Genomic DNA, 12,080 nt, shown 5'->3' with positions numbered 1-12,080 from the left:
CGCGTGCAGGCCGGGGGTTCCGGGTGGTCCCGGATCGGCCGGGTTCTCGACGTCCAGGAGGTGTGTGGCGTGGCGGCCGAGGTGGGCCACCAGGGCGACGCCGCCCCGCCCGCCGGTCCGCGGTCAGAACGGCCGGCCGCCCGCGATGGCGACGCGCTCGGCGACCCGGCGGTACGGACCGTAGCCGTCGACCGCGTAGTGCTGGGTCACGTGGTTGTCCCACAAGGCGATGCCACCCGCCTCCCAGCGGGCCCACACACCCGGTACCCGGGCACGTGGGCCCGCTGGAACACCAGCCGCAGCCGCCGGTCGCTCTCCTCGCGCTCCAGCCCCACGATCCGGGTGGTGAAGGAGACGCCGACGAACAGCGTCCGCCGGCCCGTCTCCGGGTGATGCCGCACCACGGGGTGTTCGACCGGCGGGAACAGGTCCTGCGACGGCGCCGGCCGGGCGACGGGCGGGAAGCGGGCGACGGGCGGGCGCCGTCATGGTCAACTCCGGCCCGCTGGCCGCCTACCGGGCGCCGGTGATCCGCGACAACCTCGACAGCTACCTGAACGAGACGTTCATGGGCCGTCCCGTGATGTTCTCCGACGATTCCCTGATGACGCTGTACGCGCAGGAACGCGGGCTGACGGTGCAACAGCCGTCGGCGATCGTGTTCACCGCCATGCCCGAGAAGTGGAGTCATTTCTCCCGCATGTATCTGCGGTGGATGCGGGGGTCCACCATCCGGTCGGTGTGGCGCATGCGCTACCTGTCGATGGCCCGTCCGGCGTTCTGGCTCCATCTGCTGCGCTGGTTCCAGATGTTCCTCACGCAGATGGTCACCGTCTGGCTGCTGGTCGTCGAGCCGGTCGCTTTCGACAACCTGCCGCCGGCCTCGATGCTGTGGGTGCCGTTCATCATCGGCTGGGCCCAGGGGCTGCGCTACCTGGGCGTGATCCGCAGCGACGAGCGCATCCGCTCGCGCGCGCTGACGTGGCTGATGATGCCGGCGGCGATCGTGCTGGCCTGGACGGCGCTGCGCTGGATGCGCTGGTACGGCATCGCCACGTGTGCCCGCACCGGCTGGGGCACGCGGCAGAACGGTGCCGAGGTCTCCCTCGGCGGAGCGGGTGCTGCCACCCCCGCGCCGCCGGTCCCGGCCCCCGCCGTGAGGCCCCCGGTGCCCGCCGGACGCCACGCCCGCAGCGCGCCCCTCGCGAAGCTCCTCGATCCGGAGAACGAGCAGACGCTGCGGATCGCACTGCCCCGCAAGTAGCGGCAGCCGCGCCCGCCTCCGGGCCACACGGGTAAGACCCGCGCCGGGTCCTGGACCGGTGCCCCTGCGAGCGGCGGGGGCAGGCGGTGGCCGCACTGACCGGCCGACCCGGCCGACCCGGTCTCCCACAGCGGGGGCATCTGTTGCTGGGGTACTGACCTCGGGGCCGGTGTCGCCCGTTCAGCCCAACCCGGCTACCGAATCGCCCTTCGCACTCCTGACCGCCTGTCCGGTCGCCCTGTCCGGTCGCCCTGTCCGGTTCGAGCTCCGCGATCGGTTACGTCCTGACAGCCGCTTGGACGAAGTACGCCGCCGGTACGTTCGACCGGCCACGGTATCGGCGCCTTCTTGGCTGCCGACAGACCTACGGCTTTGGGGCGGCGGCAGCGTGACCGCTCTCCCTGCTGGCCAACGCCATGGCATCCGCCCCCCTGACGGGTCGGGAACCCCCTTTTCGGCCCTTCCCGGATGGCGCAATAGCCCGAAATGCCTATTGGATGGAGCGAAGCGTGCGTCCTGGTGGCGCACGACAACCAGAACGGTGTGTGCCACCGGAAGTTCGGCGAACGGAGCCGCGCCATGACAACCGACCCGACCATTCCCGCTACGGCGAACAACGACGCCCGCTCGAAGCCGCCCGACGCGGCCACCGCGTACGCGGCCGCCGCGGAAGAGACCCCTGTCCGCGAGACCGCTGCCCCCGGGGCCGCCGCCCCCGGAACCGCTGTCCATGAGACCGCAGCCCGTGAGGCCGCCGCGGAGGCCGGGGCGCCGGACTCGGCCCAGGACGCGGGCGACGAGCCCATACGCACCCTGCTCTGGACGGCAGCCACGTACCGGCCGCTGGACGAGGTCGCCGCGCTGGTGAGTCTGCTCCACCGGACCGGAGCGGTTCCCAGCCCCGCGGACGAGGCACTGCGCGCAGCCGCCGTGGCCCGCCCCCTGGACGAAGTCCGGCAGCTGGTCGCCCTGCTGAACGAGCATCCGCACGAGGTCGACGAGGCCGGCACAACGCTGCGCGCCGCGGCCGTCGGCAGGCCGATCGAGGACGTGGCGCAGCTGGTGAGCATCCTCGGCGCCGACGACGGCGACCACCGGCTCCCGGCCGGTGCGGCCGCCGCCCACGAGAACCGGGCCGCTCCCGGCGGCGAGAAGACGCCGGACGGCCGCACCACCGGCGCCCAGGCCGCCGCGCCGTCCGTCGCACGGCCGAACAGCAGCCCGGGGTGGCCCACGGTCGCTCCTCAGGGCGCCGTCCCGGCCGTCGGCGACGTGCTCGCCGCCGGTCGGCGCGGCGACGCCTCGTCGGCCCTGCGTTCCGGACTGCGGTGGTTCGCGGCCGTCGCGCTGTTCGCCTGCGGCCTCATCCACCTGCCGACGGACTTCGCTCATCTGCGCTCCGGCGGGTACGCGGACGCGCTGTCCGTCGCCGTCACCGTGCTCTGTCTGGTGCTCGGCGTGTGGCTGGCCGTCCGGGACACAGCGCGCGTATGGGCGGCAAGCGCCGCGACCGCGATCGGCATCGTCGCCCTGCACGCGCTGGCGAGCATCGGGACCATGAACCTGCTGGAGAGCAGTCTGGGTGAGTCCTTCGCCTGGGCGGACGCCGCGGCGGTGTCCCTCGCCGCGATCGGCGCGGTCCTCTCCGCTTCGGCTCTGCTGCGCCGTCAGAAGGAGCCCGACGCCACGAACGGCATCTGACGGGCGGGCGCGGCCGGGCCACCGGCCGGACCGTACCCGCCGGCCGTGGAGGACCGCGGTCGGCGGGCACGGGTGACCGCACCACTCGAATGCAGTGATCAAGGCAATCACAAAACGGGCACATGACTCCTCATATGAAGAGTCATCAGCCCGAACTGCGCGCCGCCGTCCGGCACACCCGCCGCCGCCGTTTCCTCACTCTCACCGCTGCCGCCGCCGCACTTGCCTTCACCACCGATCTGCCGGCGGTGGGCGCGGCGAGCGCCGCCGAGCTGGACGCCAGAAAGATCACGGAGGATCCGTTCACACTGGGCGTCGCCTCCGGGGACCCGCTGCCCGACAGCGTGTTGCTGTGGACCCGGCTCGCTCCCCGTCCGCTCGAGACCGACAGCGGCCTGCCCGCGGAACGGGTGAGCGTCACCTGGGAGCTGGCCCACGACGAGCGGTTCCTGTGGGTCGTCAGGAGCGGGGACGTCACGGCGCACCCCGAGTTCGGCCACAGCGTGCACGTCGAAGTCACCGGCCTCGACGCCGACCGCCCGTACTACTACCGCTTCCGCACCGGGACCTGGGCCAGCCCGACCGGCCGTACCCGCACCGCCCCCGCGCCCGGCACGGCGGTCTCCGAGCTGAAGCTGGCCGCCGTGGCCTGCCAGGCGTACCACCACGGCTACTACACGGCGTACAAGCACCTGGCCGGTGAGGATCTGGACCTGGTCGTCCACCTCGGTGACTACCTCTACGAGTACGCCGTCGACAGCGCGGGCGGCGCCCGCGGCTACACCGACCGCCGGCTGCCCGCCCACTTCGACCGCGAGACCATGACGCTCGCGGACTACCGGCTGCGGTACGCCCTGTACAAGTCCGACCCGGACCTCATCGCCGCGCACGCCGCCCATCCCTTCGTCGTCACGTGGGACGACCACGAGACCGAGAACAACTACGCGGACGAAACGTCCGAGAACAACGTCCCGGCCGAGGAGTTCCTCGTCCGGCGCGCCGCCGCCTACCGCGCGTACTGGGAGAACCAGCCGCTGCGCGCCCCGCAGCAGCCCGAGGGGCCCGACATGCAGCTCTACCGGCGCCTGCAGTTCGGGCAGCTCGCCCAGTTCGACATCCTCGACACCCGCCAGTACCGCTCGGTGCAGGCCTACGGAGGCGGCTGGCGGGAGCCGGGACCGGAATCCGAGGCCCCGTCGCGCACGATGACCGGCGAGACGCAGGAACGCTGGCTGCTCGACGGGTGGAAGAATTCGAGCGCGACGTGGAACGTCGTACCGCAGCAGGTCACCTTCGCCCAGAGGCGTGACGTCCCGACCGCCGGTTTCAAGCTCTCCATGGACGCCTGGGACGGCTACCCCGCCTCGCGGGGACGCATCCTCGACGGAGCCCGGGCGGCGGGCATCGAGAATCTGATGGTGCTGGACGGTGACGCCCACGTGGCGTACGGCTTCGATCTGAAGCAGGACTTCCAGGACCCGGCCTCGCGCACCATCGGCACCGAGATCTCCACCACCTCCGTCTCCAGCGGGAAGGACGGCTCCGACAAGCCCGCCAACTGGGACGACCTCATGCGGGCGAACCCCCACATGAAGTTCTACAACGGCCGCCGCGGCTACACCGTCATCACCCTGGGGGCGGTCCTGGGACAGGTGGACTTCAAAACCGTCTCCCGGGTCACCACACCTGGCGGGGCGCTCGCCACAGCCGCCTCGTTCGTCATCGAAGCCGGCGAACCCGGGCTCACCCCGGCCTGAACCGGTCCGGTCTTCGCCGGCACAGGTGCGGCGTTATCGCGTCCGCCGCGGGGGTACCCCTAACCACCGGCGGCCCGCAGCACAGGAGAGGCCGTCGACACCGAGAAGTGAGGTGTACGCGATGAGTGAGAAGGAACCCCGGAACAAGGAGTCCCGGAATCCGGACCGTGAGGACCGGCCGCGCAGGGACCTGGGCCCGGGCGCCCACTCCGGTGCGGAGCGCCAGGCTCAGGAGCGGGTCGTACCCGGAACGGCGAGCGCCCAGGAGGGCTACCCGACGAAGGGCGGAACAGCCGACGGCGAACCCCTCGAGGGCGTGGAATCGTCCGGCGAGAAGGGCGTACAGCGCTCCGCCGAGGGCAGTGCCACCGACACCCCCGCCGACCGCAAGCGTCCCAGGTGACCTCGGGAAACCAGAAAGGCGGTCTTCGTGATCACTGAGGAACACGTCCGGGATCTCCTGCGCCCGCGTGCGGACGACCCGACACTGGTCGTTCTCCAGGGCCGGGCACAGGTGGTCCCCGCGGCCGAACTGGGCACCGATCGCTACCGGGGCGCCCTGGAGGTGGCCTCGGCCGACGATCTCGCCCGGCGCATCGGCTCCCGTACACCGTCCGACCAGGACATCGCCGCGCTGGCGAGCACGCTGGACGCGACCGTCACGGAACTCGGCGGCTGAACGGCTCGCACCCGCCCTCCGCCCCTGCCTTCCCTCCCGGTTCCCCTCCTGCCGTTCCCGTGCGGCTCATGTGCCGTTCCCGTGCGGCTCGTTCCGGCATCCGCGCGGCCGTTCCAGCGCTTCTTCGCGCGTCTCCCGTCACCCGCGTGGCGTACCTGAGGCGGCCGTCGGCCCGCCACCGCGTTCCACTGGAGACGACAGCGCAGGTACCGGGACGTGTGAACCCGGTTCACAGTGCATGGAGTGGAATGACAATGGTCCAAGTTTCGATCGTCGTGCCCTGCTTCAACGAGAGCGAGGTGCTCGGGGTCTTTCACGAGACCCTGGTCACCGCTCTCGAACCGGTCGGGGCGACCTTCGAGATCTGCTACGTCGACGACGGCAGCACGGACCGGACCACGGCGCTCCTGAGAGAGCTCGCGGGGGCGGATCCGCGGGTGCGCTACACCTCCTTCAGCCGGAACTTCGGCAAAGAGTCCGCCATGCTCGCCGGTATGCGCATGTCCCGGGGCGCCGCGGTCGTCCTCATGGACGCCGATCTCCAGCATCCTCCCGAGTTCGTCCCCCGCATGCTGGAACTGCACCAGCACGGCTACGACCAGGTCATCGCCCAGCGCGACCGTACGCACGAAGGAGCTCTGCGGACCGCGCTCTGCCGCGCCTACTACCGCCTCGTACGACGCTGCATGAACGTCGAGATCGTGAACGGGGCGGGCGACTTCAGGCTCCTGTCGCGTCGTGCGGTCGATTCCCTCCTGTCGCTCCCCGAGAGCAATCGCTTCTCCAAGGGGCTCTTCTCGTGGATCGGTTTCGACACGGTCAGCTTCACGTACGAGAACGTCCAGCGGGCCGCCGGGCAGTCCAAGTGGAGCGGCCGGCATCTGCTGAACTACGGCATCGACGGGTTGCTCTCCTTCAACAGCCGTCCGCTGCGCCTGGCGATCCACACCGGGCTCTGGCTCTTCCTGTCCGCGCTCCTCTACGCGCTGTGGATCATCGCGAACGCCGTGCTGGACGGTGTCGAAACGCCCGGTTACGCGACACTGATCACCGCCGTCGTCGCGCTCAGCGGAATCCAGCTGGCCACGCTCGGCGTCATCGGGGAGTACGTGGGGCGCATCTACGACGAGTCGAAGCGCCGACCGCACTACGTGGTCCGCGAAACGGACGAGTCGCCCGCAGCGCTCGCCTCCGGCCTCTCGCTGGAACCCGCGGGGCAGGCGCGGCCGGAGACATGACCGCTCCGGCGCTGCGCCAGTTCGCCTCCTTCGCCGCGATCGGCCTCGTCAACACGGCCGTCTACTACGCCGTGTACGCCTCACTGAACATCTGGCTGCCCTATCTGGTCGCCCATGGTGCGGGCTACGCGGTGAGCATCGTCGGATCGTTCCTGCTCAACTCGTACGTCACCCTTCGTACGAGACCCACCTGGCGTGCCTTCGTCCGCTATCCCCTGTCGGGCGCGGCCAATGTCGTGGGCAGCGGAGTCCTGCTGTACGTCGCCGTGAGCAAACTGGGCATGGACGAGAACGTCTCGGCCGTCGCCGCCGGTGTCCTCGTCACCCCACTGTCGTTCCTGCTCGCCCGCTGGGCCATCACCTCCGGCGCCGCCTCCACCCGGTCCTCCGGGGCGCAGGCGCGGCGGGAGCCACCGGGGCCGAAGGTCAGGGAAGCCGATTCGAGTAAGTGACCCGGTCCAGGCGGTAGTAGTCGGCGACGCACCCGGCCGGCCAGACGTTGCGCCCCTTGCCGCCGAACGGCTCCAGCATCCCGCCGACCGACAGCGGTGTGTACGGCAGGACCTTCGCGCCCCTCGCCGCCCCGGCGCGCAGGTACTGGTCCTGGCGGTCCCACTTCTGCGCCCGTACGCGCATGTCCTGGCCCAGGTGGTGGAGCGGGGCGGCCAGCCCCAGGACGGCCGCGGCGCAGACGGCCGCGGCGCAGACCGCCGCCACGCCCGTGCCCCGCTCCCGCACGCGCAACGCACGTCCCAGGAAGGCTCCGGCGCCCACGAGGAACAGGACGTACAGCAGGAGGTAGTCGTTCCAGGTCCGCTGGGCGGTCATCACGCGTGCGCCGAAGACGGGGTAGGTGATGACGGTGCAGAGGTAGCCCGAGACGAGGAAGGCGACGGCTCCGAAGAACGTCCACAGGAGCGGCCGGCACGGCAGCAGGACCGGTGAGGACCCCCGGCGGCCCCGCGCCAGCAGTCCGAGCAGCACCCCGGCCGCGAGCGCTCCGACGTACTGCCAGGTCGTGAAGACGGTCTCCAGGATGTGTACGTACCCGCGCAGCGACGCGATCAGCGACTCCGGAGCGAGCATGGAGGTGCTCTCCAGGCCGAACCGCTCGCGCCGTCTGCGCCCTCCCGGGGACACCATCAGCACGATCGTGCCGATGACGGTTCCGGCCATGCCGGCCAGGGCCCAGTAGCGGGCGGCGGCCCTGGCCCGCTCGGTGAAGATCCAGCGGCCGAGCAGTACGACGCCCGAGAGCACCACCAGGCAGACCACCGACGTCTCTTCGGAGAGCGTGCCCATGAAGACCCCGGCCACCAGCACGACGGCCAGGGCGGCGATCCTGCCCCGGCGGCTGCGTGCCCGCAGCAGCGGGATGGCCGCCGCACAGGCCAGCACGGGGGCGATGGTGTGCGAGACGGAGGCGGCGGGCCAGTAGAACGTCTTGTACGTATTGGGGGTGGCGAAGAGGAAGACCGCCGTGACCATCGCCGCCACGAACAGCGGCACCCCGCGGGGAACCGTCCGGCCGGCCCTGCGCACCACCTGGACCGTCAGAGCCCACAGCAGGGTCAGCATGAGAACGCCGCTGACCAGACCGAACCACTGGTGACCGGCGACCGGGAACTTCGCGTACGCCCCGACGAGCAGGCCGTTGCCGATCCGGCCGTTGTCGGTGAGGTAGAACTTCTCGACCATCCCCCAGACACCGAGGTCACGCACTTTGGGCAGGAAGCACCACTCGTCGGCGCTGGGACGGACGTAACGGCCCAGCCACGCGGCGGCCATGAGCAGCCCGAGCGGCAGCAGGGAGAGCCCTGCCACCCACGTGGTCGTCGACAGCCGGAAGAGACGCAGGCCCTTCCCCCTCCCCCGCTCCGGGCCGCCTCCGCCCGGTACCGGTTCGCGCGGGATGGCGACACCCGGTGCAGCCGTCACAAGTTCTCCTGTCCTCCGCCTGGACCTGAAGGTGAAGCCCTCCACCGCACGGCATCGTGACCGGCCGCTGTTCATCCGCGCACAGGACCACGCCGCCGGGCGCCCGTTTGCCGTCCAATGGAGCAATCCGGGCGATCCGGGGAAGGGTTTCCGGCCCGTCCCCTCGACCGGCCGCCGGCGGCCGTGCGACGTACATGTGTGCGGTGAAGGGCCGGTCGGCGAAGATGTGGCTGTCACCTGTCGTCTGTCACCCGTCAGAGCGAGCGAGGAGCGTCCGCGCAGATGCCCACTTCCGGTTCCGGTACACGGCCGCCGACGATCGCCGACGTCGCCAAGGCCGCCTCAGTGTCGCGGACGACCGTCTCGCACGCCCTGAACGGGCTCGGGAAGGTCGATCCGAGGACCCGCGAGCGCATCAAGAAGATCGCCGCCGACCTCGGTTACCGGCCGAACCTGCGGGCACAGCGGCTGCGGCGAGGGCAGGCGAAGGCCATCGCGCTCGCCTCGTCGATGCCCTTCGCGGTGGCCGGCGGGCCGTCCCGGCTCGGCTTCTACATGGAGGTCGCCGCCGCGGCCGCCGAGCGGGCGCTCGTACACGACTACGCACTCGTGCTCGTACCGCCCGTGCAGTCGGGTTCGGCGCTGTACTCCCTGGACATCGACGGCGCCATCGTCGTGGAGCCCGACGAGAACGACATGGCCGTGGCGCAGTTGCGGGAGCGCCACCTGCCGTACGTCGCGCTCGGCCGGCCCGTGTCGCCCGGGGACGACGCCCCGTACGTCGATCTGCGCGGCGGGCGCGTCGCCGAGCTGCTCCTGACGCACCTCCGGGAACAGGGAGCGCGCCGGCCGGCACTGATCATCGGCGCCGGCGCCCGCCATTCCGCGGTCGACGCCCGCGCCGCGTTCGAGCGCGTCGCCACCGAGCACGGGTGGGCCCCGCTCGTCGCGACGGCTCCCGAGGAGGGCGGTGAGCAGGCGGGGTACGAGCGCTGCGCCGCTCTGCTGGCCGCCCACCCCGGGATCGACGCCGTCTGCGCGCTGGTGGACGCCTTCGCGGTGGGAGCCGTCCGGGCGATCCGGGACAGCGGCCGCAGGATTCCGGACGACGTCATGGTCGTCACCCGGTACGACGGCCTGCGGGCCAGGACCTGCGAACCCCCGCTGACCGCCGTCGACCTGCACCTGGACCGGGCGGCCGCCGACGCCGTGGAACTGCTGCTGGGCCGACTGGGCGGCGCGGCGGACGCCGGGGGCGGCCCCGGCGCGGATGCGACGGGCACGGGGGACGCGACGGTGCCGGAGCCCCGTGTGATCCCCCGCGCCTCGTCGCTGCGCGTCACGGCGCGAGCATGAGCACCGCCCCGGAGACGAGGGCGAAGACCAGCACGAACAGACGCATCCTGCGGGCGTCGAAGCGGTGGCGCACCAGGCGGCTCAGCCAGGCCCCCGCCGCCAGCGCGGGCAACAGCAGCGCCACCCAGCCCAGTTGGGACGGGCTGCCCTGCCCGGTCGCGAACAGCAGGGCGAGCGAGGCGACTTCGCCGACGAGGAAGCACACCGCGACCGTGGAGCGCAGCTCCGCGGGCGGCCGGTGCTGGTAGACCAGCGCCAGGGGCGGTCCGCCGACCCCGGTCGCGGTCTCCGTCAGGCCGGTGACCGCCCCGGCGGCGACGTACGCGCCACGGCCTGGGGTGAACGCGGGGGCGGCGAGGCTCACCACCGCGGCGAGCACGGTGGCCGCTCCGACGAACAGGCCGAGACTGCGGTCCGGGACGACCCACAGCAGCATCAGCCCGCCCGGTGTGGCGGCCAGCCGCGCCGCGGTGATCCAGCCCGCTCCGCGCAGGTCCAGGGAGTCCCGTTCGCGCCACGCGACGTACAGGTTGAGCGGGATCATCGACGCGAGGACGAACACCGGGACCAGCGTGGGATCGAGCAGCCCGGCCACGGGCGCGACGATCAGCGCGAAGCCGAGACCGCTGCTCCCCTGGACGAACGCCGCGACGGCCACGGTCGCCGCGAGGATCACCATCGTCTCCGTACTCACTGCGCCGTGCTCCATTCGGCCCCGGCGTGCCGCGCGGCCGTGGACGTGGGGTGGACGCGGGTCACGGGGGCCCGCGACACCACGTCCCTGCTCAGTTCGGCAGCCCGCCGTACCAGGGCCGGCCCGTCCCAGTCGAGGGGCCAGCCGCGCCACAGGCGCAGCCGGCCGGCGACGAAGACGGCGGTGATCTGGTCGCGGTTGCCGCGCCGTACCAGCTCCCACGGCAGGTCCCAGGACAGCCGCATCTCCGGGCCGCTCACGTCCACGAGGAGGAAGTCGGCGGCGGCGCCCTCGGCTATCCGGCCGGTACGGGCGCCGAGCCCCACGGCGTCGGCGCCTCCCCCGCTCGCGTGCTCCAGCCACGTCCAGCCCGCCCCGCAGGAGGAGTCCCCGGTGGCCAGGCCGTAGGCGAGGCGCTGCGCGAACTCGGCGGCCTCGGCCAGCCGGAACGCGTCTCCCCGGGTGCCGTCCGTGCCCAGCCCGAACCGGATGCCGCGCTCGGCCATGGTGGTCGCCGGCGCCACCGCGTTGCCCTTCCAGGCGCTGGCGACGGGGTTGTAGCTCACCGCGGCTCCGGATTCGGCGAGCAGGGTCAGCTCGCGCGGGGTGAGCAGGGTGGCATGCGCGGCCAGCAACTGCGGTCCGAGCGCGCCCACTTCGTGGAGGTACTCCAACGGGCGCAGCCCGTGCTGGACCAGGGAGCGCTCCACGGCGGCGAGATGCTCGTTGACGTGGATCTGGACGACGGCGCCCGCGGCGGCGGCCAGCCGGGCGGTGTCGCGCAGGGTGCGGGCCGTCGCCGCCTCGGGGACGGAGACGGCGAGGGACGGGTGGATCAGCTCCTCGGTGCAGTAACGGACGAGGTGCTTCTCGGCGTGGGTCAGGATCACCGAGGCGTCGGCGTCACTGTCGGCGTCGTTGCAGACGAGGCCGAGTACGCACCGGATTCCCGCGTCGCGGGCGGCCGCGGCCACCAGCTCCACGTCCACCGGCGCCCGGGTGCCCGCCTCGGCGACGGTGGTGAAGCCGCCGCGCAGTGACTCCAGCGCGGCGAGCTTCGCGGCGACGTACACGGCTTCCTCGTCGAGAGCGCCCTCCAGGGGCACCCACAGCCGACGGAAGATCTCGGAGGGCTCACCGAAGGCCAGGGCAGCGCCGAAGGTCTGGGTGAGGTGGTGGTGGGCGTCGACGAATCCCGGCATCAGGATGTGTCCGCGCAGCCTTACGGGCGTCAGGTGGGGGTACGTCCGCTCCAGCTGTTCGGCCGGTCCGACCGCGAGGAAGGTGTCGCCGCTGACGACGGCCGCGTAGTGGTCCATCGGTCCGTCGGGTGTCAGCACCACGTCGGGAGCGAGGAGCAGCGCGCCGTCGGAGCGCAGGCGGTCGGGGGTCGGGCCGGGCGGATGTACCTGGTGACGCAGGTCGGTCGGGTCGGGCAGGTCGGTCATCGGGC

At 72.1% G+C, this 12,080-nt stretch carries 11 protein-coding genes and 1 pseudogene; 8 read left to right on the top strand and 4 right to left on the bottom strand.

What is annotated here, in order from left to right; translation table 11 throughout:
* Nucleotides 1-123: 123 nt before the first annotated feature.
* Nucleotides 124-479 (bottom strand): annotated as a pseudogene (locus ACWDZ4_RS26665) (TauD/TfdA family dioxygenase); the annotation flags it as partial.
* A gap of 8 nt (nt 480-487) precedes the next feature.
* On the opposite strand from ACWDZ4_RS26665, the gene ACWDZ4_RS26660 reads away from it, so the two are divergent.
* From ACWDZ4_RS26660 to ACWDZ4_RS26630, 7 genes are all read left to right on the top strand, one after another.
* Nucleotides 488-1,264 carry a hypothetical protein gene (locus tag ACWDZ4_RS26660; RefSeq protein WP_451510912.1) on the top strand — a complete coding sequence of 259 codons (777 nt, stop codon included), beginning with the start codon at nt 488-490 and terminating at the stop codon, nt 1,262-1,264.
* Nucleotides 1,265-1,843: 579 nt separating this feature from the next.
* On the top strand, nt 1,844-2,965 hold the full coding sequence (locus ACWDZ4_RS26655) for a hypothetical protein (protein ID WP_451510911.1): 1,122 nt from the start codon (nt 1,844-1,846) through the stop codon (nt 2,963-2,965).
* A 122-nt stretch (nt 2,966-3,087) separates the two neighbouring features.
* The gene (locus tag ACWDZ4_RS26650; protein WP_451510910.1) at nt 3,088-4,722 is read left to right on the top strand and encodes an alkaline phosphatase D family protein; all 1,635 of its coding nucleotides are present in this window, start codon (nt 3,088-3,090) and stop codon (nt 4,720-4,722) included.
* A 121-nt stretch (nt 4,723-4,843) separates the two neighbouring features.
* Complete coding sequence (locus ACWDZ4_RS26645) at nt 4,844-5,125, top strand: hypothetical protein (RefSeq protein WP_451510909.1); 282 nt, start codon at nt 4,844-4,846, stop codon at nt 5,123-5,125.
* A gap of 27 nt (nt 5,126-5,152) precedes the next feature.
* Nucleotides 5,153-5,401: a hypothetical protein gene (locus tag ACWDZ4_RS26640; protein ID WP_451510908.1), complete on the top strand. Its 249-nt coding sequence runs from the start codon at nt 5,153-5,155 to the stop codon at nt 5,399-5,401.
* A gap of 254 nt (nt 5,402-5,655) precedes the next feature.
* A complete protein-coding gene (locus ACWDZ4_RS26635; protein WP_451510919.1) occupies nt 5,656-6,639 on the top strand; it encodes a glycosyltransferase family 2 protein in 984 nt (327 codons plus the stop codon).
* Nucleotides 6,636-7,091, top strand: coding sequence for a GtrA family protein (locus ACWDZ4_RS26630; protein WP_451510907.1), 456 nt, complete (start codon nt 6,636-6,638; stop codon nt 7,089-7,091). The genes ACWDZ4_RS26635 and ACWDZ4_RS26630 overlap by 4 nt, the downstream gene beginning before the upstream one ends.
* Here the strand turns inward: ACWDZ4_RS26630 and ACWDZ4_RS26625 are convergent.
* Nucleotides 7,066-8,577 carry a DUF6056 family protein gene (locus tag ACWDZ4_RS26625; RefSeq protein ID WP_451510906.1) on the bottom strand — a complete coding sequence of 504 codons (1,512 nt, stop codon included), beginning with the start codon at nt 8,575-8,577 and terminating at the stop codon, nt 7,066-7,068. The genes ACWDZ4_RS26630 and ACWDZ4_RS26625 overlap by 26 nt on opposite strands.
* Nucleotides 8,578-8,859: 282 nt before the next feature.
* Between ACWDZ4_RS26625 and ACWDZ4_RS26620 the strand changes: the two genes are divergently transcribed.
* Nucleotides 8,860-9,933, top strand: a complete 1,074-nt coding sequence (locus ACWDZ4_RS26620) for a LacI family DNA-binding transcriptional regulator (protein ID WP_451510905.1) — start codon at nt 8,860-8,862, stop codon at nt 9,931-9,933.
* Here the strand turns inward: ACWDZ4_RS26620 and ACWDZ4_RS26615 are convergent.
* Nucleotides 9,917-10,627 carry a sulfite exporter TauE/SafE family protein gene (locus tag ACWDZ4_RS26615; RefSeq protein ID WP_451510904.1) on the bottom strand — a complete coding sequence of 237 codons (711 nt, stop codon included), beginning with the start codon at nt 10,625-10,627 and terminating at the stop codon, nt 9,917-9,919. The genes ACWDZ4_RS26620 and ACWDZ4_RS26615 overlap by 17 nt on opposite strands.
* A complete protein-coding gene (locus tag ACWDZ4_RS26610; RefSeq protein WP_451510903.1) occupies nt 10,624-12,075 on the bottom strand; it encodes an amidohydrolase family protein in 1,452 nt (483 codons plus the stop codon). Before ACWDZ4_RS26610 ends, ACWDZ4_RS26615 begins: the two co-directional genes overlap by 4 nt.
* Between the last annotated feature and the right edge of the window lie 5 nt (nt 12,076-12,080).

It is taken from the genome of Streptomyces sp. NPDC003016, from assembly GCF_053591455.1.
Note: the sequence above shows the minus strand (reverse complement) of the source record. Positions and strands in the feature narration are given on the sequence as shown.